Origin of the sequence: Candidatus Amarolinea aalborgensis, from assembly GCF_900491745.1 — a bacterium.
Taxonomy (GTDB): Bacteria; Chloroflexota; Anaerolineae; order SSC4; family Amarolineaceae; genus Amarolinea; species Amarolinea aalborgensis.
This window is the reverse complement of sequence record NZ_UETR01000013.1, coordinates 25,077-45,544: the sequence shown is the minus strand read 5'-3', so window position 1 is coordinate 45,544 and position 20,468 is coordinate 25,077. Positions and strand designations below refer to the sequence as shown.

The window sequence follows — 20,468 nt, the reverse complement described above, 5'->3', positions numbered from 1 at the left end:
ATGGACACCCTGCGCAAACCCTTTTTCGTCGCCGCCCTGGTCGTCTTCGCGCTGGCGCTGCTGCTCGAAGTAGGCGGCGTTGAACTCTTGCGCGCGCCGGTCGGCAGTGCCGCATCGCTGGCCTCTCTGGTCGCAGGCGACAAAGACCTGCGCGAGGCCTTCCAGCAGCTCGATCCCAGCGAAATTCAGGACATTCTCTCCCGGCCCAAGCCGCCAGGGCTGGGCATTCGCTATCTTGGATTCGTTGATGGTCTCTTGGTATTTACGGTGGGACTCATGGGGATCAGCCTGCTGGTCTCACAGCGGGTGCATGCCCGTATCCAAGGCCTCGCCACCCTGATTGTGTCCATCATCGTACTAATCCTCACGATTGCAGCCATCTTCGCGGCCCTGGCCCTGCTGCTGCTGATGGTGGCCTTGTTCCTGGCAACGCCTTTTGGCACCCTGGCTTACCTGGCGGTGTATGGATTCTTCAATCGGCCCGGCGCCAACGCGGTTCTTGGGCTGGCGTTGGCCCTGAAGATGGGCGCGGTGGTCTGCCTGCTCCTTGCGCAGCAGCGGTTTCTGCAGAACAGAGGACTGGTGCTGCTCATCCTCACCTCCCTGCTCGCGTCGCTCATCGTTGGTTTTCTGCACGCCCTCGTGCCCATCATCCTGGTCAGCATCACCGACGCCCTTGCGGCGATCATTGTTGGCATTCTGGCCCTGATCTGGGCCATTACCATGTTGATCGGTTCACTGATCGCCGTGATCCGCGCGCTGCGCGTCGATCGCGCGTAGCCCACCAACCGGCCTTGCCCGGTCTACTTCACCACAAACTGGCAGCTGCCCGCCAAACAGACAAGCCCCAACTGTCCCCCGGCTTTGGTCACTGGCACACGCAGCGTGCGCCGGTCGCCAGCCAGGTCCTGCTTGAGCGTCATTTCCCCTTCGCCATAGGGATCGAACACCGCGCGCGCGTCGCCAGCGGCCAATTCCAATGACAACGTGCGCACGGGCGCAGACGAGTCCTTGAAGAACCAGGTACACGACAGCCCAGCGGGCAGCACAAACGACGCGTGCAGGCGCTCAGGGCACGCGCCAATCGCGCCGCTGATGTCCTCGTCGCGCAGCGCCTGGCGCGCGCCCAAGCGCGCGCCCAGACTCTGCAGCCAGTCTGGCCCGCCGCCGACTGCTTCAGCGGGCCGCGTCGCTCCAACCCCCACGGCCAGGGCAAACAGCACTACCACGAGCACGAGCAGAACGATCACCACTTTTGGATTCACAGATTCTGTCCCCCCATTCAGCGCGTGATCGGATCATGGCGCCGGGGTAAAAAAGACGCGCGGCTGAATCCGGCTGGGGTCTAGCAGGATCGGATTGACCAGGATAGGATCGAACCGGCCGCGATGACGCTTGAAGGCGGTCGTCAGGGTGCCCTTCAACGCGTTGTTCAAGAACGTCTGGTACAAGGCCGTCAGTGTGGCGCCGTCAGGCGTCACCGACAGCGTGACGCGGTGCTTCAGGCCGGGCTGGGTTTCGAATTCGAAGACGACCGGGTCGCCCTGGTAGGCCACCGTGCCTGCGCCCCACGTACATTCAGATCCTCCTGGAACCGCGGCGCAGGGCTGACTGGCCATGGCGCCGTTGTTCGAGACAACGAAGGCCTTCCCCGTGGTGCTCAGCTTGAGATTAGCCCCCTCGCGGGTGATCTGGAGCTTCGTCAGATAAACTGCGTCCGATTCCTGCGCATCCCACACGCCCACGTATTTACCCATCGCATTGGCGACGGCCGTCTCGGTCGCCTGCACCACCGCGGTCGCGGTCGCTTGCGCGCTGGCTGTCGCCTGCGCGTTAGCCGTCGCCTGGGCCGCGGCGGCCTGCGCCTGCGCCACGGCCGTGGCCTGCGCTTGCGCAGTGGCCGTGGCCTCCATCGCCGTGCGCGTCATGGACGCGGCCACAGTCGCGGTGGCGCTGGCGGCCTGATTGGCCTGGTTACTGCGCGCCATCACGAAACCAACGATCGCAACGATTACCACGGCCGCGATCACCGCCGCGATCCACCAGGGGAACTTCTTGGGCGGCGGCGGCGCGATCACCGTGAAGGTGACGGTTGGCCCCGTGGTATACTCCTCGTCCGGCACTTCGCCCACCATGTCAAGATGGAAAGCATAGCTCCCCGGCGCGACCGCGGCCGGCGCCGCGACCTGCACCGCATACTGCTCGACGCCGGCAATGGCAAAGGCGCGTTCGACCTGGCCCACCACGGTGAACCAGCCCATCTGCGCCGGCGCCACCGGTACGATGATGGCCCGCCCACGCAAAGCCCTGCCGCTGGCGTTTGACACGGTGAACGCCGTCTCACCTTTTCGGTTGCCATCCAACAGGACGCTGTTGGTGGCCGCTGTGACTGCAAAGGGACTGGACATACGATTTCCTCCTTAGGGCTGCCAGGCCGGCATGGCGCTGTCACCCGCGACGCTTTCGGTCAATAGTCGTTTCTCCCCACCATCCCGGCGCATGGTATACACCTGGTATGGGTTTGCGTTACGGTTCGCCGCGTACGCCAGGCGCGTCCCGTCGGGCGACCAGGCCGGATCAATATCCTCGGCCGCGTTTTCTGTCAAAATGATCTGGCCGGAGCCGTCTGCAGCCATGACGCTGAGATCCGCGCTGGCGTTTTGGGAGGACACGTAGGCCAGGAACGCGCCGTCCGGCGACCACGTCGGCTGCGTGTCGTCGCTGCTGTTGGTGGTCAGCCGCTGCTGGTTCGAGCCGTCCGCATTGATCACGTAAATTTCACTATAGCTGGCATCCACGTTGGAGGCGAAGGCAATGCGCTTGCCATCGGGCGACCACACTGGATCGCGGTTGTAGGCTCCGTTGACCACCAACGGCTGCAGGCCGCTGCCATCCGCGTTGATCACGACCAAATCTTGCCGCCCGCTCGCGGTGTCGAGCTGGGCAAAGGCGATCCGCCGGCCGTCGGGCGACCACGTCGGGTAGGAATAGATCACGCTCGGCGGCGATCCGCCGGCCGCGGCAAGCATCGTCGCGCCCGACCCGTCCGCGCGCGCGGTTGCCAGCTGGCCGTTCGTTGCGACAAAGACGAGCTGCTTGCCGTCAGGCGACCAGGCCGGCCGCGGGAAGTTGCTGGGCGGCGTGGTGATCGTTGCGCCGGCGCCGGTCAGGAAAGCCAGGTTGTACCCCAGGCTGCCGCTGACAAGCCGCGGGTTCGAGCCATCTGCCTGCGCCACAACCAGGCGGGCATCCTGTCCGCCTGACGGAACCGAGACGAAGGCCAACTGCGCGCCGTCCGGCGACCAACTCGGCGCAAAGTCCGGGTCGGGATTGCGCGTCAGGTTCGTCTCCCCGGAGCCATCAGCGTTCATGATGTAGATTTCGAGGTTGCCGTCCCGATTGCTGACAAACGCGATGCGCCCGGCGCCGCCGCCAAAGGGCGTTGGCTGGGGCAGCGGCGTCGCGGTTGGCGTCGGTTGGGCCGCCACCACCAACGCCACGGTCGCGCCGCGTGCGACGGGCGCGCCCGCCGCGGGCGTCGAAGCGACGACCAGCCCCGCGGCGAGGCCGTCGCTGGCGCCCTCGCTGATGTCTCCCAACTTCAGGCCGGCGGCGTTGAGCGCCGCGCGTGCGTCACCCACGTTTTGGCCGCGCAACGCGGGCACGGCCACAGCACGCGGACGGGTGAGGATGAACGCCAGCGCCGCGATAACAACGACCGCGGCCACGGCTGCAATCCACCAGGGAAACGGTTTTTTCGGCGCCGCGGCAACCGCCTCGAACGTCACCACCGGGCCGGCCGTGTAATCTTCGTCTGGGTTATCCACGCCCACCATATCCAGCCGGAAGGAGTAGGAACCGGGCGGCGCCGCGGCTGGGACCGCCACCGAGACCACAATCTGCTCTGTGCCGCCAATCGCAAAGGCGCGATTGGGGGCGCCGTCGGCTTGGAACCAGGATGCAGCAGCCTGACCCAGCGGCGCAATCTGAATCCGGCCCTGCAACGCACGGCCGCTGGCGTTGAAGACGGTGAAGGTCGCGGCGCCCTGACGCCGGTCATCCAGGCGGACGCTGTTCGTGGCCGCGGTGATGGAAAATGGGCTTGGCATAGGATCCTTTCGTGCTACTGGGCGCGAAAAACCAGCTCGAAGGTGACGTACGCGGGTTTTTCCATTTGAACGATCTGTCGAATCAACATCTCCTGGGCTTGCGCGGCCGCCGGCGCGACGACGCGCACATGAAAGGGCTGCGGGCGACCGTCGCTGCCAGGCACATCCTCCTCGATGCCAAAGCCGGTCGCGCCGGTAGCCGTCTCCAGGAAGAGAACCAGCCCGTGGCTGGTGCCGCGCCAGCGTGAAAGGTAGGCCGCGGCCGCGATCAGCTCACGCAGGCGTCCCATGCCGCCGGCAAACGTGCGCAGGTCCGCGTCTGCTCCGCCCGGCGCCTCGTCCACGAAACGCAGCAGATCAACCCACTGCGCCAGGTACGGCACAAAATCGTCTGGCGCGCGGTAGGGATCGAAGAAGCTGTCCAGGCTCGCCAGCGCCTCTTCAGACGGCGCGTGCTGCGCTTCCATGACGTCCAAGAGCGCAGCCAACACGCTGCCGGGCCGGGCCGTGCGCCTGAAGGTGTCAGGCAGCAGACCTTCAAGCTCGTTCCGCTTCATCTTCGCTCACCACCTCAATCTGATGCTCGCCTGAACAGAAAAGCCAGGTCGGCGGCAGTGTCACCCGATCTTGGTCGGCAAATTCGGTCTGCGCCGCGCGTTCATACGTCAGGCCGCCGTCCGCGCTGCGGAATAGTCCATCGCTGGCGCCCGCCATTGCCCACGCGGCGTTGGCGCCTGCCGCCACCGCGTCCACGGGAGAGAAGCGGCCCGGGTCGCGCAGCGGCAGCCCACAGCGCACGTCCGGCGTCTCCCAGCGCGGGTCACGATCGCCCGTGTTCAAGCGCAGGACGCCGCTGCGAAACGAGGCGGCCAAGGCGCGGGCGCCCAGAAAAGTCAGGGCGCGACAGCTGCCGCCGCTCCAGCCGGCGCTGAGCGGCCGCCAGCCGTCCGGCGGATCCTGCGCGCCAAGCAGTTCCCAGCGAAAACACCCTTTTCCTGGATCGTCGGGACCAGCCGCGGCCGCGCCGGCCCACAGGAAGGCGCGCGGGCCATCGTACTGCACGGTCAATACTCGAATATCCTCTCCCCGCAGGCCAATCAAACGAAAGGTGTTGCGCTGCCCAGCGCTGCTAGAGAGAAAAACACCACGCGTGCCTTGCGCGGCAACCGCCACAGACACCTGGCCGCGCACATCGCGCGAGGCAACCACCGCATAAAAACCGAGGTTTTGGGTCTGCGGATCCACCAAGACCTGCACCGGACTGGCGCCGGGCTGATAAGGCAGTTCGTACAGCCCCACATCGGTGGCCAACAGAAGGACGGGCGTCCCGTCGCGCAACGTCCAGGCGGCGTCGTTGATTTCGAACGCGGTGTTGGTTGGCGACGGCTCCCAAGACTCGCCGCAGTCCGCCGAGAAATAGATGGTGGCGCGGCCAGCCGCCGCAGTGGTAATGGCCGCCAGCACGCCGGCCCGCTCAGGATGCGCGCGGATGACTTGCAGCCGCTCTCCCTCGAAATGGGCCACCGGCTCCCAACCATCGCCCTGGTTGAGCGAACGGTAGAGGGCAGGCCCGCCCGCGGCGTACCAGGCGCCCGCTTGGAAATAATCCGCGGTCACGGCGGTCGCGTTTTTTTGCGGCACATCATCTACCCGAAGCTGCACCCGGTCAACCCAGAGCACCCCCGGTTCGGCCAAGGCGACATCGTAGACGTGCGAGACGCGCAGCGCCTGCCCAAAGCGCCAGCCGCCAGGGCTGTACTCCGTCGGCAGCGGGTTGATCGTGCCATGCAGGCGTTCCAACACACGCTGTTTGACACGCGCGCGATCTTCCTGGCGGCGCACGACGATGCGGGCTGCCACGCTCACCGGCTTATAGCGCGTCCAGGTGACAACACAGGCCGTTCCCAAAGGTCGGCGGCTGTTCAAGTCGCGCTCGATTTGCGTGCGCACCGCTTCGGTTTGCTGCGCCAGCAGCGCCGCGGCTGTCACCTGGCCGGCCACGCGCTGAGTTTCGGGCAAGAAAGGCACCAACAGGACTTCAACGGTGCCGGGACGTGCGTGCATCCACAAGTCGGCGCGTGTCACGGCGCGCGCGCGTGCGACGGCGCGCGAGCTGTACAGCGCGACATTTTCAAAATCACGGGCCGTAATCGCGCGTTCCAGGGAGTGCAGTTCAAGCGGACCGCGCACCAGCGCGTTCTCCAGCGTTTCTGCGGCCTGGCCGCCCGTGGCCGGTTCCGGGTTCGTCACTTCGATCCCCGGCAGCGTGTCTTTGAGCACGGTCAGGGTTCCCGCGGCGACGTTACCGCCGGCCCCCCCGCCGCGGCGATACCACAGGCGAATCTCGCGACCGGCCGGCGGAATCTCAGCCAAGGCGGCCGGTGTGTCTGCCAGGCCGCCGCCAGGCAGCGCGATGCGGGCTGCAGGCGCAAAGAGGATTTGCCCGCTGAGCCGGTCAACCCGGTATGCGTAACGATCGCTGCCCAGGTTGGTGAAGCTGTCCACGCTGCGCCACACGCGATAGGCTTTGTCGCCATATTGCACCGCGGGCGCGCGTTCTTCAAGTTCCTCACGCGCCGTTTCCACGCCGACGACCAGGTCCAGGTCATCCCCTGTCGGCGCCACGATCGGAGGACGCCGCGCGGTGACGACGAGCCCTGGCAATCCCGTACCAACCCCAGCCAGCTCACCTTCCACCAGGTCGCACTGGTAAGCTGGCGCGTCGACGCTGCTCTCGCCTGGCGCCAACGTAACCGAATGCGCGGTGGTGAACACCGGCGCTTCCCCAGCGGCGTCAGTCCGATTCGTGGTCACGCGTGCGCTGCGCGGAATATCCAGCGCACTCTCATTGTCGCCGCGCCGACTGAAGCGCAGCGTGACGCTGGCCGCCGCCGGCGGATAGAGACGCACACCCAATAGATTGAGGAATTCTACATAGGCTTTATCCGGCAGGCGATTCAGCCGATAAAGCATGGTCTCGGTCAAAAACGCGAACAGCTCGAGCAGGACGATGCCAGGATCCCCAGGCGATAGGTCGGTCCACGCGGGGCTGCTGCGTTGAATCTGGAGGCGAGCCTCCTCCATCAACTGCCCAAACGTGCGGTCATCCAGGTTGGGTGCAGGCAGTGGCATCACACCTCCTCAGCTTCCAGGTTGACGGTAAAAGCCAGCCGGTCGGTCTGCCGCGTTGCGCGCAGCCGGTATTCCAGAACAATGTCCAGCAGCTCCGGACGCTCAGCCTGGCGGTTGGCGTCCAACCGCACAATGTCGACGCGCGGCTCCCAGCGCTCTAGCGCGCGACGGACGTAGAAGATCGCCAGGCCGGCCGTGGTGTCATCGTTGGTTGCGAACAGAAGTCGGTGCAGTTCGCAACCGTAATCTGGCCGCATCACCCGCTCGCCGGGCATGGTTGACAGCAGCAGCAGGATGGCCTGACGCACGGCGGCCGCCCCCTCGACCAGGGCGATGCCTCCGCGCGCAGAGAGGCGCAGCCCGGCAAATTCCGGCGCGGCGTCATAATCGGGGTGCAGAAACAACCAGCCACGTTCGCGGTCGGTAGTCATGCCGCCTCCTCAACCAAATCCTGGCCAGGTTTGCGCACCAGATAATCTACAACCCCTGGCGGTGTTCCGTCGGTGAGGCCAGTCACCGTGTCCAGGCAGAGCCGGCGGCCCTCGATGCGCACAAAATCCGAATAACCTGTCTTCACCTTGAGGGTGCGCGTGCAAGGTTTGATCGCAACGCCGATATTGGGGCACAGCCGAATGGGCCGGTCCTCCGGATTGGTCTCGACCAGCACGCGGCGACCGGCAATCGTCACCAGGGTTTGCGTTGCTTCGATGGCAACCGTGCCTAGTTCATGACGGCATACCAGCAGGGCGTCCTCGGTCAGAACCTTCATGAGCGTAACTCGCTCCTATGCCACGCGTATTGTTACGCGCGTTCGAAATCAATCGTGGCCCCGCGAATCACCACGGCCTGGCCAGGCGCTTCCAACTCCAGGCGCGTGGTCGCGTGGACGAGCACTTTTTGGGGAGACAGTTCCACGTAGCTGCCGCGGCTGTCCTCCACGCGAATGGTCTGACCGGCATCGTCCAGGCGTATCCGGTGACCGCCGGCCGTCAACCAGGTGTGGCGCTGCGTGGCGCCGCCTTCTACGCCGCTGTCCGGCATCGCCTCCGGGCCGTACAGTCCGCCCAGGATGACGCCGTCGCCGGGGTCGCCGCTTGGCAGCAGCACCAGGACACGATCGCCCACGTCAGGCAAAATCATCAAACCTTTGCTGCGCCCCGCGCCCAGGCTGAGCACCTGCATCCATTCCGTTTCCATGGCTCCGTACGCGGGCAGACTGGCGCGAACGCGACCCTGGGCCAGCGGATCGTTCACCTGCGTGACGATGCCAAGCACCGCGGCGGCCGGCGCCGCCAGGTCGGTGGGCGGCGGCGGCGGTGCGGTGGACAGTTCGGACACAAAGCCGTGCGCTGTGTTGATGGTGTGCGTCACCTCTGTCAGGACGTAAGGTCCCGCCGGGGCGCCAGCGATGCCATCAATGACCACGCGTGCGCCCGGTCGCAGCTGCGCATCGCCGGCCGCCACGCCCCAGAGGGTCATTTCATACGCCGCGTACCGATCTAGCTCGGCCTGAGCCAGCGCTTCGGCGTGACGATCATCCTGTAGGGCCTGACCAGCCAGCACCCGTTGGCCGCTGCCGCCAACCCGATCTGGCGCCGTGAACGCATCCGGCGTCCGTCCAATGGCCGGGGTCTTCGCGCGCCCCGCATGCGCGACAGCCTCCCGCGGGTTCCAGCTCTGCACGGCGACGCTGCGCGTGGCCGGCTCGCTGCTGACATCTATGCGCGCTTCCAGCAGTGACTCGCCCAGCGTCAGCGGCAGTGGATCGCCGATGCCGGCCAGCGTCAGCAGGTGCAGCACATTTTCGCGTAGGGTGAGGTAAAGCCCGGCGCGTGCAGCCAGATCCGCCAGCAAGTGCAGATCAGAGTGCCGATGCTGAAGCAGTCGCGGCCACAGCGGCCCTGGGTCAGCCGCATCTACGGTCAGGCCGATATCCGTCGCCATGTCGGCGGCCAGCTCGGCGAGGGTGACGCTGACGTGCGTCCTGACTGGCTGGCGCTTACGCAGCCGGTGCAGCAAATCATAGCCGCGCACGCGCAGTTCACGCTGCCCGGCAGGGCCATAGACCCATTCTACGGCCGTGACCTCGCCGACAAATAGGGGAACCGCCTGGTCGTCAGCTTCAACCAAGAGCCGAACGCCGGGCGTCAGCCGCGCCGCGAGATCCAGAAATTCGACGGGGTCGGCAAAAACCAGCTCGCAGAGGGTTGGCAGCGACAAGCGCTGCTGCACTCGCACGTCGCTGAGTCCACGATAGGCAGCCGCAGTCAGCGCCGACCCGTCCGCAGTAATATGGAGGCGAGGAAGCGTCGCTACGCTGTTCAACGGGCCCCTCCGCGCGCGCTCGATGGGATGCGCAGCGTCAAGCCTTCACCCAAGTGCAGCGGGTCAGCGATCCCATTGAATTCGGCCAGTGCGCGCCAAAAAGCGGCATCCCCCAGGTAACGATGGCTGAGCTGATCCAGGCGCTCGCCGAAATCAATCGCACGCGTGGCCGCCGCCGGCTGCGGTAACAGCCCAGGCGGCTCATCGGGCGCGGCAACGCCAGGCGTTTCTACGGTCGCGGCTGATCCTGGCGCCGCGGCCAGCGCCGCGCTGAGCAGGGCCTGTGCGGCCTGATCTTCAGTCGCGTTAAGGTGGTCGAGCGCATCCTGCAACGCTGCCAGCGCGGGCTTGATCTGGCCGGCGACTTGGGCCGGGGGCGCGTGGGGCATTTGCTCCAACGCGGCGGCAATCTGCGCGGCCGGCGCCAGGAGCGACTGAGATGTGCGATCATCTGGTGCAGGCTGCAGCGCCTCCACGGCCGCAACCAGGTCTTGGCCTGCGTCCGCCGCCGATCCTGCGTCCGAAGCATTGCCAGCCGTCCAGCCCGCGACGGCCGCGTCCAGCGCGGTTGCCGACGAAGTGATAGGCTGGCGCAGGGCTTCCCCAGCCACCAGGGCGACAGCCTCCCCCGCTTCGAGCATGTTTTTCAGGCCGTTGGTCATGGCGACCACGGTCTTCTCGACTGCGCGCGCGGCGCGGCGGGCGCGACTCGATCCGTCAGCCCATAGCGCAGTCACCGCGCCGGCCACCTGCGCCAGGGCCGCCTGCACCCTGGGCAAAACCGACGTGCTGCCGGACTGTCGCAACCCCTGGATGGCCTGACCGATGGTCTCCATCGCCGTGCGAATCGCGTCGCCGGCGCGACCTGCGGCCTCAGACAGGAACGATCCTGCGCGCTGCAGCGCGCGGCCGGCCGCGTCCCGCCCGGCTTCCAGCACCGGCAGGGCGGCCGCGAGCAGGCGCGCCGCCCGTGCGCGCACGGCCGCGGCAATCACCGCGGCGGCTTGCGGCAGGGCGCGGGCCAGGGGTCGGATGTTCGCCAGCGCCGCCTCCAGCGCGGCGCCGATGGCCTCCCGCGCCGGCGCAGTCAGCGCGGCCAGACGTATGCTGAGCGCGCGCGCCGTTGCCGCGATGCGGGCTGCGGCCGCGCCGATCTCGGCGACCACCCGTTTTTGCAGCTCGGAAACTCGGCTGGAGACTACCGTTAGCACGCGCTGCGCGGCGCTCCCCATTGTACTCAAGCCAGCGCGGATAGCAGCCAGCGCCGGCGAATCCCCTGCGCTCGTGATCCAGTCAGCCACCTTGCCGATCGCGCCGGCGGCTTCATCCACGATGCGGCGGCCGGCTGCCAGCAGCAAGGCGACCGCGGGCGTCTCCAGGAGCGCCGCGCCGATGATGTCGCCGGCCGTGACCAGCGACGCGGCCAACGAAATCTCGACCGTGGTATTATTGCTCCGGTCGCTGCCGCCGAGCCGCTCGTGAACGCGTACCGCGCTCGGGGTCGCAAACGTCGCGTTGGCCGCCTGTAAACCCCAATTGGTTGGGGGTGCGGCCGTGGCCGCGGGGACAGTCGGCGCTTCCACGCGTAGGAGGCGCAGGCGCAGCCAGGAACGCCGCGGCACGCCCGCCGCGGTGAAGTGCTCCAGGCGCTCGGCGACGGCCACGACAATGCCGGGGATATTCCACGACTTGCCCCAGATCAAGCGCACCAGCGGCGGGCGGCTGGCGCCGGCTGTGGCCTGGCTGTTTTCGGCCAACCGCCAGAGCGGCGCGGTCAGGTCGCGCACATCTTCGCTGGTCACAGACGATCCGGGCAGCGTCACATCGAAGAGCAAATCGAGGTCCAGCTCGGTGCGGCCGCCGCCGGTATAGAGTAAGGGATCGTCTGCCAGGCCAAGGCCAGTGACCTGTCCGGAGGTGGACTGGCGCGGGCGCACGCCCGCGGTGCGGCGCAGCACCAGCGTCTCCGGATTGAGCAGGCAGCGCAGGCGCTCGTTGGTTTCTTCAACCAAGAAGGCTACTCGTTCCACAGAAGACCTCGCTGCTCGCGCTGCAGGCGCTGGCGGCGCTGCCAGGCCCGCAGATTCGGCGCTGTTTCCAGTTCTGCCGCTTCGGGCCATGGGGGAAGCGTGGGCCATGCCGGCGTGGACGGCGACGCGCCGGTGCTGGACGACGACGTAGGATCGGCGGCTGGCGGCAGCTGGGGCCACGGATCGGCCGTGATCGGCGCTGGACGGTGCGGCTTGGATGGCGGCGCTGTGGGCTGCGGCCTGGGCCGGAGTGGCGGCGCCGCAGGAGTTGGGCTTTGCGCGGCCGCGGCAGGCAGCGCGGGCTTGGGCGAGGCAGCAGGCGGCGGCGGGGCCGCGGGCGTCGGCGGCGTCGTCGGCTGCGACGTGGTTGGCTGTTCCAGGGAGGAGAACGGCAGGCGGTTGGAGTGCACACGGGACAGCGCCTCGTGCGGCGGCCGGGATGCAGACGCTGCGACGGCGCGGGGTGCGGTGGAAGGCGCGTCGTCAGGCGCAAAAGCGGACAAGGTGGGCGCAGGCGCCGCACTCGCCACAGGTCTCACAGGCCGCGTGGGCAACGGATGGGAGGGCAACGGAGGCGCGGGCCTATCCGGCCGCGGCTGTGCGGCTGGCCGCATGGACGCCGCCGGGGCGGAAACAGCGAGCGTGGGCGCGGTGGGCGCAGGCAGGGCATTCTCCGCCAGGCCGAGGCGCGGGGCCGAAGCTGCTGTTTCCACAGGGCGCAAGCGCAACGGATGCGTGGACAATGCGCGGGTTGGACGCAGGCGCGGCGTTGGCTGAGCCGCGGCTGTCGTGGGCGCGGACGCTGAAACGGGCCGCGGCTGCACGGCGGCGACAGGTTCAGCCGACGCTGGCTGCGCCTGGACCGGCGCAGCGGACGCAGACTCTTCTGGTGTGACAGAGGCGGCGGGTGAGAGGGGTTTCAGCGTGGATGGCGCAGCCTGGGTGAGCCAGGCCTCGTCATCCAACCCAGCTCCGGCCAAAAGATGCGGCGCCTGGCGGCGAATGTGAGCCAGCCAGTGGGCTGGCGGAGGGCGTCGGGCGTGCTGGAGCCAATGCGCGGGCGGGCCTTCTGCTGGCGTTGTGTCAGCATCTGCGGCGCTGATAGGCGCGGCCGGCGATTGCAGGCTCAGCGCCAACCGATCAAGGAGCGAAGCTGTTCGGCGTAGGGTACGCGCCAGGGAAAGACGTAGCGACTGCCCGATCGTACTCATGAGTGGCTAGGCGCGTTCCAGCGTGTCATAAACCAGCGTCAACGACTCGATGGCGATCTCGCGTGAAAGCGCATTCAGGACGGCGCCTTGCCACTCTGAAGGCCAGGCGTCAATCAAGTTCCAGCGCATCACTTCGGTCGCGCCTTGACTGTCGAGCATTAGAAGTGAGACGTTCTTGCGCTCGACGCGGCCCTGCGCGGCTGCCTGCAGCCAGTCCCACAAATCACGAGACGAGGTGAGGCCATAGCGCAGCGTGACGGCCGCGTAGTCAACCGGGCCCGGAATGTGGCGCACCACCTGGTTATTGCCAGCCTCGCGGTACGTGATGGGCGTCACTTTGACGCCCAGGCCGCTGCATTCCGTGAAATGCGCTTCGGTGACGCCAGCGATGTCGAGCTTGAAATTATAGCTGCGAAATGGATCAACCTGGTTGGCCATGGATCAACCTCCCTGCACCTGGGTTTCGCTGCCGCTGGCATATTGGCTCAGGCGGAAGACGATGAACTCGGCCGGTTTCACCGGCGCGACGCCGATAAGGGTCACGACGCGCCCGGCATCTACGACGTCGGGCGTATTCGTTTCCTCATCGCACTTCACGAAGAAGGCTTCATCGGGAGTGCGCCCCATCAGCGCGCCGTCGCGCCAGAGAACCGTCAGAAAGGCGCGGATATCGCGGCGGATGGACTTCCAAAGGGTATAGTCGTTCGGCTCGAAGACGATCCAGCGCGTGTTGAGTGCGATGGATTCCTTGATCACGTTGAACAAGCGACGCACGTTCAGGTAGCGCCACTCGCTGCCAGACGCGGCCAGGGTGCGTGCGCCCCACACCAGGATCCCTTCGCTGCCAAAAAAGCGAATACAGTTGACCCCGGCCGGATTGAGGACTGCTTGCTCGGCCCGGGAAACATGATAGGTCAGGTTGAGCGCGCCGCGCACAGCCGCATTGGCCGGCGCCTTGTGCACGCCGCGCGCGGCGTCGGTGCGCGCCCAGATGCCCGCCATGTGTCCTGACGGCGGCGCGTTGACCAGGGCGCCAGGCGCCAGGGGATCGCGCACGATCAGCCAGGGGAAATAATACGCGCCGTAGCCGTTCTCTGACTGTCGAGCGCGCAGTCCGGCCGCCGCGCTGGCGCCGCCGCCGGCGGGAGATGTCGCCACTTTCGTCAGGCTGTCAATGTCAGTGACTTGGGCCGGCGCGTCGAGGATTGCGACGCGATCTTCGAGCCGTTCGCAGTGTTCCAGGAGTGCATCATAGGATGCAGCATCGGAAAAACCGGGCGCAGCCACGATAGCCACTTCATCCACCTGCTCGAGCACGTCTAGCCCTGTGCGCTGCTTTCCACCGCCGCTGATGGGCTTGCCTTCGCCAACGTTGACGACATAGCAGCGTCCACCGCCGTTCTGGAAGAAGCCGTAGACGGCGTTCGACAGATGGGTGCTGGCGCTGCCGTCAGCCACGTACTCCTTGACGAACTGCATCCAGTTATTGATGGCGACGGCCTCATTGAGATGGGCGGCGGCGTTGGGCGCCACACCTACGAATCCCGCCGTACTGGCGCCGACAGCCTCGATGGGCCTGGCGCCGCCGGCGACCTCCTCGACATAAATATCAGGCGCCAGATAGTTTGGCATGCGGACTTCTCCTTTCAGTCAAAAGACGCAAAACGGATCAGCAGCGGTTGTTCGTCGGTCATGGGGAGTCGTAGGTCAACAATCAGCTCTTGGCCTTTGGCGCGCACCCGCAGGCGCTGGCTGGCCGCGCTGGCTGGCAGCGCGCCCAGATAGAAATTCCCGCCCGGGTCGGTGCGCACGACGGCATCCAATCCCTCGATCATCACGACGGCGTCGGACAGGGGAATATCGTCTGGGCCTACTACCCGACCGCGCAGGCTGGCAAACGGCGCCGGCTGCACCGTGAGCGGATGGCGAACTCGCTTGACGGGGGGTTGGGGGCGTGACCATTGCAGGGGAACGCGCAGCACAAATGAAGGTTGGGGCGGAAGGCCAAACGTGGCCCAGGTTGCCGCTGGCAGCGGCGTCAACTCAACCTGAAACTCCGTTTTCTCCATCGCGGCAAACAACAAGTCGCCCAGGAGACGCAAAGCGTCTGCGGTCGTGGCAGCCCACGTTGTCACCAGGAAACGCGCGGCCGCCTGCAGCGGTGCGCGTTGGCCGCCGCGCAGGGGTGGATCGTCCACCAACTCGAAAAGGTAGAGGCTGACACCCTGGCCGCCGGGAGAAGGTCTCGGCGGCTCGATGGTGACTGTCGTCTCCGGTAGGGCCTGTGCGACCCAATCCTGCAAACGCTGAGCGATCTGGTCAATCATGCTGTGGCCCCAGGACGAGGAGACTTCCGAAGTGATCAGACTTCCGAAGTCCTCAAGACTTCGGAAGTCTGGTCTTGTGCGAAAACCTGGTTACTGGCTGCGTTGCGGCCGACGGCCAAGCTCAACGGTAATCTGCTGTTCCTTGCCATCACGCAGCACCGTCAGTGTGATCTTGTCGCCGGGGCTGGTGTTATTCTCCAGGTAAACCAACAGGTCGTCGAAGCGCGTAACCGGCTGGTCATTGATGGCGGTAATGAGATCACCGCCGGCCATCTCTGGGCAGGTCAGTTTGTTGACGGCGCGAGAACCGCCGCGAATGCCAGCCTTGTCGCTCGGCCCGCCGTTTGCGACTTCATTGACATACGCGCCGCGCACCGCGGGATCAATGCCCAGCACATCTGCGCAGAAGGGGCTGAACGTGCTGCCGCTGATGCCAAGATAGGCGTGGCGATAGACGCCTTCGTTGATCAGCGCCGGCACCACGCGCGCGACGATGCTAATGGGGATCGAGAAACCGACGCCCGAGTTGGCGCGCACGCCGCCTGAGGTTTCGATCTGGGCATTGACGCCGATCACGGCGCCATCCATGTTGAGCAAAGGCCCGCCGGAGTTGCCAGGGTTGATCGGCGCGTCGGTCTGGATGACGCTGGGAATGTTGAACTGCGTCAGTGATGAGATGGAGCGGCCAATGGCGCTGACCACGCCCACCGTCAGCGTGCCATTGTAGCCAAACGGATTGCCAATCGCAGCCACACGCTGCCCTACCTTCACCGTGTCCATGCTGCCGCGAGCTACCGGCACCAGGGCCGCCGTAGCGGGATCCACCTTCACGACCGCCAAATCCGAATCTGGATCGGTGCCGATCACCTCGGCCGTCGCGGACGTGCCATCTGAGAAGGTGATGCGCACCCCGGCCTCGCCTTCAACCACGTGCGCATTGGTGACGATGTGGCCTTCCGCATCCCAGACGAAGCCAGAGCCCTGGCTGGTCGGCACCAGTTCATCAGGATTCACTGGGGTGGGGATGGGCATACCCGGCACAACCTGGTCGCCAGCCCGACCCAGAATCGTGATGTTGACCACCGAGGGGTTGACCCGCTCGTACAGGTTGGTCAGCAGCGCGGTTTCAATGTCCGAGCCGGCGGGCGCTTGCACAGCCGTGGGCAGGACGGGCGCTGTGGGTGGAGTGGCTGGGGTGGCTGGCGCAGATGGCGCATTGGCCGGCGTGGCTGTGGCGCGCGGTTCGGCGCGCGCCGGGGTTGCCGTGGCAACACGGGGGGCTTGGCGAGTCACGGCCACGGTTGGCTGTAAGCCTTGCAGCAGGTTTGTCCTGTCAAGATTGGGACTCAGAGCAAACCAGGCGCCGACAGCACAGATACAAAGCAAGAGCAATGCACCGGCCAACACAATGATAGCGACAACAAGATTACGTCTAGAATTCGACATGGCAATACCTCTTCTTAATGAAAGCACAGATTCTGCGTCTGGTGTGAGGCAGAATCTGTGACTCGATCACGCGCGTCCGGCAAAACGGCGATTCATCATCAGTTGCGCCGGCGGTTGCCAAACAAGATAAAGGCGTAGTAGAGGAGGGTCAAAATTGCTTGCACAGCGGCCGCCACATACGTAAGCGCGGCTGCGTTCAACATGCGGTTGACGCCGTCCATTTCACTGCGATCGAGAATGTTTTCAGTCACCAGGATCTGCTTGGCTCGCCGGCTGGCATCCAATTCAACCGGCAGCGTGACCACCGCGAAGAGGGCCACCACAGCAAACAAGATGAGGCCGGCGACGGCCACGTAGTAGCCAAGCGACCCTTCGACGCGACCGCCGAGAAAGAAGCCGACCATGAAGATAATCGGGCCGAGCCAGGAGCCGAGCTGCACCGTTGGCACCATCTGCGTACGGATTTGCAGCGGCCAGTAGCCTTTGGCATGCTGCAGGGCATGGCCGCTTTCATGGGCAGCCACACCGACGGCCGCAATCGAGCTGTTACGGTAGACGTCCGGCGACAGGCGCAGTGTACGGCTGCGCGGGTCATAGTGATCGGAGAGCATCCCCTGCGTCTCTTCCACGGTTACGTCGAAAAGGCCAAAGGTGCGCAAGATGCTGGCGGCTGCTTGCGCACCGGTCAGACCGCGCAGCGTGCGCACTTGCGAGTATTTGTTAAACGCGCTTTTCACCATGGCCTGCGCGATGAGGCCCAGGATCAGCGCGGGTAGTGTAAACAGAAAATAGAGTGGATTCCAAAACCACATCGTCAGACTCCTTTGAAACCGCTGCGTCACGGGACACAACGGGCAACAATTGCCTGCATTATACCACACATGCAACAACTATACGGATAAGACTAGCAGATGATTCGTTTCTTATCTGTAGGCAACGTAGCTAAATAAGCAGACTTCCGAAGTCTGCGTGGCTTCGGAAGTCTGCGGGCTTCAGATAAGCAGGCTTCCGAAGCCGTGAGACTTCGGAAGCCGATCTCAGGTTAGACCGGCCGAAACTCGCCTTCGACCACGTCCTCATCCGAGGGTTGGCGTCCCGGCGCATGGCCGTTGGCGCCGCCGGCGCCGTTAGGGCCATAGCCGTTCGTTGGGCCGCCAGGCGTCTGGCTAGCCACTTGCTGTGACAACGCGTAACTGGCCTGCTGCAGCTGTTCGCTGGCCTGGCGAATGGCGGCTGTGTCCTCGCCATCCTTCAGTTTGCGCAGCGCCGTCACCTGCTCTTCGATGCGCCGCCGATCTTGGCCTGGCACCTTGTCGCCCAGGTCGCGCAGCGCCTTCTCCACCGTGTAGATCAGGGCATCCGCGTTGTTGCGCGCCTCAACCAGTTCCTTACGCCGCTTGTCGGTGGCCGCATTGCGCTCCGCCTCACGCACCATGCGCTCTACATCGTCCTTCTTCAGGTTCGTAGACGCCGTGATGCGAATGGACTGCTCGCGGCCCGTGGCCTTATCCTTGGCGGCCACGTGCAGGATGCCGTTCGCATCAATGTCGAACGTCACCTCCACCTGCGGCAGCCCACGCGGCGCGGGCGGCAATCCTTCCAGGTTGAACATCCCCAGGCTGACATTGTCGCCGGCCAAGGGGCGCTCGCCCTGCAGCACATGAATCGTTACGGCCGTCTGTCCATCCTCAGCCGTGCTGAAGACCTGGCTCTTCTTGACTGGAATCGTCGTATTACGTTCGATGACAGAGGTCATCACGCCGCCCAGCGTTTCCACGCCCAGGCTCAGCGGCGTCACGTCCAGCAGCAGCACATCCTTGACGTCGCCGCCGAGCACGCCGCCCTGCAACGCCGCGCCGATGGCAACGACCTCGTCCGGGTTGACGCCCTTGTGCGGTTCCTTGCCGCCGGCCAGCTTGCGCACCAATTCCTGGATCATCGGCATGCGGGTGGCGCCGCCGACGAGCACCACTTCGTTCAAATCCTGCGCCTGCAAGCGCGCGTCCTTCAGCGCCTGCTGGAACGGCCCCACGCAGCGCTCCGCCAGGTCGGCCGTCAACTGCTCGAAGCGCGCGCGCGTCAAGCGCACCTGCAGATGCTTTGGCCCGGCGGCGTCCGCGGTAATGAACGGCAGATTGATCTCTGTCTCCATCACGCTGGACAACTCGATCTTGGCCTTCTCACTGGCTTCCTTGAGGCGCTGTAACGCCTGGCGATCCTGGCGCAAATCAATGCCGTTCTCCTTGCGGAATTCATCGGCCACATAGTTGATGATGCGCTGATCCCAGTCGTCGCCGCCCAGGTGGGTGTCCCCGTTCGTGGACTTGACCTCGATCAAGCCGTCGCCCACTTCCAGCACCGAAACGTCGAAGGTGCCGCCACCCAGGTCAAAAACCAGGATCGTCTCATTGGTCTTCTTGTCCAGGCCGTAAGCCAGCGCCGCGGCCGTCGGCTCATTGATAATGCGCTGCACATTCAGGCCGGCGATCTTGCCCGCGTCCTTGGTGGCCTGGCGCTGCGCATCGTTGAAATAGGCCGGCACGGTAATCACCGCGTCGGTGACCGGCTCGCCCAGGTAGGCCTCGGCGTCGGTCTTTAGCTTCTGCAGGATCATGGCCGAGATTTCCTGCGGCGTATGCGTCTTGCCGTTGATCGGCAGGCGCACCTGCGCTTCGCCGGCCGGGCCGGCCACGACAGGGTAAGGCACCATCTTCTGCTCGGTCTGCGTCTCCGCGACGCGGCGCCCCATAAAGCGCTTGATCGAAAAAACGGTGTTCTCTGGATTTACCACCGCCTGGCGTTTCGCCGTCTGCCCCACCAAGCGCTCGCCGGTCTTGGTGAACGCTACGACTGACGGCGTCGTGCGGCCGCCCTCGGCGTTCGGGATCACGGTCACATCACCGCCTTCTACCACGGCAATACAAGAATTCGTCGTTCCCAGGTCAATGCCTACTATCTTTCCCATCGCTTACCTCCATGAATACCACGTCTATGTCAATTCATCAGCCAGCCTTGATCTGCGGCTGGTTTCTGTGCTCGCATAACAAAAAGGGCACGCTGTCTGAGAGCATGTTCAGACTACGTGCCCTATTCTAGCCGTCTTGTGTTAGATTTACGCTAGCGCGGTGTTAGGGGAGTGTTAGAGGTCCTGGGATATGTTTGCGGCGTCGCAAACGGTCAACCTCAGGCCGGACTATCGTCGAGCAGCAGGCGGATCGCCGCGCCCGTGGGCGCGGTTTCCTGTTCCAACCAGGTCAGCCAGGCCAAGGCCTCGTCAGCCGTCTCATGGCACATCTCCGGCATAGGCCGCAAGCGGTTACACACCAGCGGCCGCGTGGGCAGGCCAAACAGTTGGCAGCGGTTATCGGCCGTCAACTGTACGCAGCGCACGCCAGCCGGCTTGCCTTCCGGCATTCCCGGAATGGGGGATGAAATCGAAAGGGCGATACAGCAGGCCCCGCAACCCACACGACAGTCCATCGCTTCACGCACTTTCCAGGATATTACGGTCGTCAAGAAACTCTACGGGTGCTTCGTCAGAGCCGTTTTCCCAAAGCAACGAAAAGAACCAGACGCCGCTCTCGCCAATCGTGAAACTCGCTGGTGTCCACAAAGGCATGACTTGCGTGACGAATCCGCCTTTGCCATCAGGAACCTCAACTTCGGCATTCGGTTCATCTAATTCCGGCTCATACGTGATTTCCCAACCCCACACGCGATCCTGATACGATTTGCCAATGTGATGAAGACGCGCAGCCAGCGCCCTCACGTCATCCAGATCGGGAACTGACACGGGAACAATGACTGGCATGTATTCCTTCACACCTCGCAGGGTCAACCCAACTTTGGAACGTGCTGGTATTATATCATGCCCCCTCTGCTCTTTCA

Annotated in this window: 19 protein-coding genes; 1 reads left to right on the top strand and 18 read right to left on the bottom strand. The window is 65.2% G+C overall.

What is annotated here, in order from left to right; translation table 11 throughout:
• A complete protein-coding gene (locus ACPQ6D_RS15865) occupies nucleotides 1-780 on the top strand; it encodes a hypothetical protein (RefSeq protein ID WP_423225322.1) in 780 nt (259 codons plus the stop codon).
• 23 nt (nucleotides 781-803) lie between these two features.
• Here ACPQ6D_RS15865 and ACPQ6D_RS15860 read toward each other — a convergent pair whose 3' ends face one another.
• From ACPQ6D_RS15860 to ACPQ6D_RS15775, 18 genes are all read right to left on the bottom strand, one after another.
• Entirely contained in the window at nucleotides 804-1,265 is a 462-nt protein-coding gene (locus ACPQ6D_RS15860) for a hypothetical protein (RefSeq protein WP_423225321.1), read from the bottom strand.
• Between the two features lie 33 nt (nucleotides 1,266-1,298).
• Complete coding sequence (locus tag ACPQ6D_RS15855) at nucleotides 1,299-2,408, bottom strand: hypothetical protein (RefSeq protein ID WP_423225320.1); 1,110 nt, start codon at nucleotides 2,406-2,408, stop codon at nucleotides 1,299-1,301.
• Nucleotides 2,409-2,420: 12 nt separating this feature from the next.
• Nucleotides 2,421-4,109: a PASTA domain-containing protein gene (locus ACPQ6D_RS15850; protein ID WP_423225319.1), complete on the bottom strand. Its 1,689-nt coding sequence runs from the start codon at nucleotides 4,107-4,109 to the stop codon at nucleotides 2,421-2,423.
• Nucleotides 4,110-4,123: 14 nt separating this feature from the next.
• Nucleotides 4,124-4,666, bottom strand: coding sequence for a phage tail protein (locus ACPQ6D_RS15845; protein WP_423225318.1), 543 nt, complete (start codon nucleotides 4,664-4,666; stop codon nucleotides 4,124-4,126).
• Nucleotides 4,647-7,241, bottom strand: coding sequence for a baseplate J/gp47 family protein (locus ACPQ6D_RS15840; protein WP_423225317.1), 2,595 nt, complete (start codon nucleotides 7,239-7,241; stop codon nucleotides 4,647-4,649). Before ACPQ6D_RS15840 ends, ACPQ6D_RS15845 begins: the two co-directional genes overlap by 20 nt.
• Nucleotides 7,241-7,672 carry a GPW/gp25 family protein gene (locus ACPQ6D_RS15835; RefSeq protein WP_423225316.1) on the bottom strand — a complete coding sequence of 144 codons (432 nt, stop codon included), beginning with the start codon at nucleotides 7,670-7,672 and terminating at the stop codon, nucleotides 7,241-7,243. Before ACPQ6D_RS15835 ends, ACPQ6D_RS15840 begins: the two co-directional genes overlap by 1 nt.
• On the bottom strand, nucleotides 7,669-8,010 hold the full coding sequence (locus tag ACPQ6D_RS15830; protein ID WP_423225315.1) for a hypothetical protein: 342 nt from the start codon (nucleotides 8,008-8,010) through the stop codon (nucleotides 7,669-7,671). Before ACPQ6D_RS15830 ends, ACPQ6D_RS15835 begins: the two co-directional genes overlap by 4 nt.
• A 32-nt stretch (nucleotides 8,011-8,042) precedes the next feature.
• Complete coding sequence (locus tag ACPQ6D_RS15825) at nucleotides 8,043-9,566, bottom strand: phage baseplate assembly protein V (RefSeq protein WP_423225314.1); 1,524 nt, start codon at nucleotides 9,564-9,566, stop codon at nucleotides 8,043-8,045.
• Nucleotides 9,563-11,596, bottom strand: a complete 2,034-nt coding sequence (locus ACPQ6D_RS15820) for a CIS tube protein (protein ID WP_423225313.1) — start codon at nucleotides 11,594-11,596, stop codon at nucleotides 9,563-9,565. The genes ACPQ6D_RS15825 and ACPQ6D_RS15820 overlap by 4 nt, the downstream gene beginning before the upstream one ends.
• Nucleotides 11,584-12,807, bottom strand: a complete 1,224-nt coding sequence (locus ACPQ6D_RS15815) for a hypothetical protein (RefSeq protein ID WP_423225312.1) — start codon at nucleotides 12,805-12,807, stop codon at nucleotides 11,584-11,586. The genes ACPQ6D_RS15820 and ACPQ6D_RS15815 overlap by 13 nt, the downstream gene beginning before the upstream one ends.
• A gap of 6 nt (nucleotides 12,808-12,813) precedes the next feature.
• Entirely contained in the window at nucleotides 12,814-13,245 is a 432-nt protein-coding gene (locus ACPQ6D_RS15810; RefSeq protein ID WP_423225311.1) for a phage tail protein, read from the bottom strand.
• A 3-nt stretch (nucleotides 13,246-13,248) separates the two neighbouring features.
• Nucleotides 13,249-14,439, bottom strand: coding sequence for a phage tail sheath family protein (locus ACPQ6D_RS15805; protein WP_423225310.1), 1,191 nt, complete (start codon nucleotides 14,437-14,439; stop codon nucleotides 13,249-13,251).
• Nucleotides 14,440-14,453: 14 nt separating this feature from the next.
• Nucleotides 14,454-15,134, bottom strand: a complete 681-nt coding sequence (locus ACPQ6D_RS15800) for a carboxypeptidase-like regulatory domain-containing protein (protein ID WP_423225309.1) — start codon at nucleotides 15,132-15,134, stop codon at nucleotides 14,454-14,456.
• Between the two features lie 90 nt (nucleotides 15,135-15,224).
• On the bottom strand, nucleotides 15,225-16,580 hold the full coding sequence (locus tag ACPQ6D_RS15795; protein ID WP_423225308.1) for a S1C family serine protease: 1,356 nt from the start codon (nucleotides 16,578-16,580) through the stop codon (nucleotides 15,225-15,227).
• Nucleotides 16,581-16,678: 98 nt separating this feature from the next.
• Entirely contained in the window at nucleotides 16,679-17,392 is a 714-nt protein-coding gene (locus ACPQ6D_RS15790) for a zinc metallopeptidase (protein ID WP_423225307.1), read from the bottom strand.
• Between the two features lie 230 nt (nucleotides 17,393-17,622).
• Nucleotides 17,623-19,545: a molecular chaperone DnaK gene (dnaK, locus tag ACPQ6D_RS15785; RefSeq protein ID WP_423225306.1), complete on the bottom strand. Its 1,923-nt coding sequence runs from the start codon at nucleotides 19,543-19,545 to the stop codon at nucleotides 17,623-17,625.
• Between the two features lie 218 nt (nucleotides 19,546-19,763).
• Nucleotides 19,764-20,060 (bottom strand): YkgJ family cysteine cluster protein, encoded by a 297-nt coding sequence (locus tag ACPQ6D_RS15780; RefSeq protein WP_423225305.1) that lies wholly within the window; start codon nucleotides 20,058-20,060, stop codon nucleotides 19,764-19,766.
• Nucleotides 20,061-20,064: 4 nt separating this feature from the next.
• Nucleotides 20,065-20,391 carry a hypothetical protein gene (locus tag ACPQ6D_RS15775; protein WP_423225304.1) on the bottom strand — a complete coding sequence of 109 codons (327 nt, stop codon included), beginning with the start codon at nucleotides 20,389-20,391 and terminating at the stop codon, nucleotides 20,065-20,067.
• Between the last annotated feature and the right edge of the window lie 77 nt (nucleotides 20,392-20,468).

Excerpts from the sequence above, each read along its gene's own strand:
- ACPQ6D_RS15865 (WP_423225322.1), top strand. The coding sequence starts at position 1 with ATGGACACCCTGCGCAAACCCTTTTTCGTCGCCGCCCTGGTCGTCTTC.
- ACPQ6D_RS15855 (WP_423225320.1), bottom strand. The coding sequence starts at position 2,408 with ATGTCCAGTCCCTTTGCAGTCACAGCGGCCACCAACAGCGTCCTGTTG.
- ACPQ6D_RS15850 (WP_423225319.1), bottom strand. The coding sequence starts at position 4,109 with ATGCCAAGCCCATTTTCCATCACCGCGGCCACGAACAGCGTCCGCCTG.
- ACPQ6D_RS15845 (WP_423225318.1), bottom strand. The coding sequence starts at position 4,666 with ATGAAGCGGAACGAGCTTGAAGGTCTGCTGCCTGACACCTTCAGGCGC.
- ACPQ6D_RS15840 (WP_423225317.1), bottom strand. The coding sequence starts at position 7,241 with ATGCCACTGCCTGCACCCAACCTGGATGACCGCACGTTTGGGCAGTTG.
- ACPQ6D_RS15835 (WP_423225316.1), bottom strand. The coding sequence starts at position 7,672 with ATGACTACCGACCGCGAACGTGGCTGGTTGTTTCTGCACCCCGATTAT.
- ACPQ6D_RS15830 (WP_423225315.1), bottom strand. The coding sequence starts at position 8,010 with ATGAAGGTTCTGACCGAGGACGCCCTGCTGGTATGCCGTCATGAACTA.
- ACPQ6D_RS15815 (WP_423225312.1), bottom strand. The coding sequence starts at position 12,807 with ATGAGTACGATCGGGCAGTCGCTACGTCTTTCCCTGGCGCGTACCCTA.
- ACPQ6D_RS15810 (WP_423225311.1), bottom strand. The coding sequence starts at position 13,245 with ATGGCCAACCAGGTTGATCCATTTCGCAGCTATAATTTCAAGCTCGAC.
- ACPQ6D_RS15805 (WP_423225310.1), bottom strand. The coding sequence starts at position 14,439 with ATGCCAAACTATCTGGCGCCTGATATTTATGTCGAGGAGGTCGCCGGC.
- ACPQ6D_RS15800 (WP_423225309.1), bottom strand. The coding sequence starts at position 15,134 with ATGATTGACCAGATCGCTCAGCGTTTGCAGGATTGGGTCGCACAGGCC.
- ACPQ6D_RS15795 (WP_423225308.1), bottom strand. The coding sequence starts at position 16,580 with ATGTCGAATTCTAGACGTAATCTTGTTGTCGCTATCATTGTGTTGGCC.
- ACPQ6D_RS15790 (WP_423225307.1), bottom strand. The coding sequence starts at position 17,392 with ATGTGGTTTTGGAATCCACTCTATTTTCTGTTTACACTACCCGCGCTG.
- dnaK (WP_423225306.1), bottom strand. The coding sequence starts at position 19,545 with ATGGGAAAGATAGTAGGCATTGACCTGGGAACGACGAATTCTTGTATT.
- ACPQ6D_RS15780 (WP_423225305.1), bottom strand. The coding sequence starts at position 20,060 with ATGGACTGTCGTGTGGGTTGCGGGGCCTGCTGTATCGCCCTTTCGATT.
- ACPQ6D_RS15775 (WP_423225304.1), bottom strand. The coding sequence starts at position 20,391 with ATGCCAGTCATTGTTCCCGTGTCAGTTCCCGATCTGGATGACGTGAGG.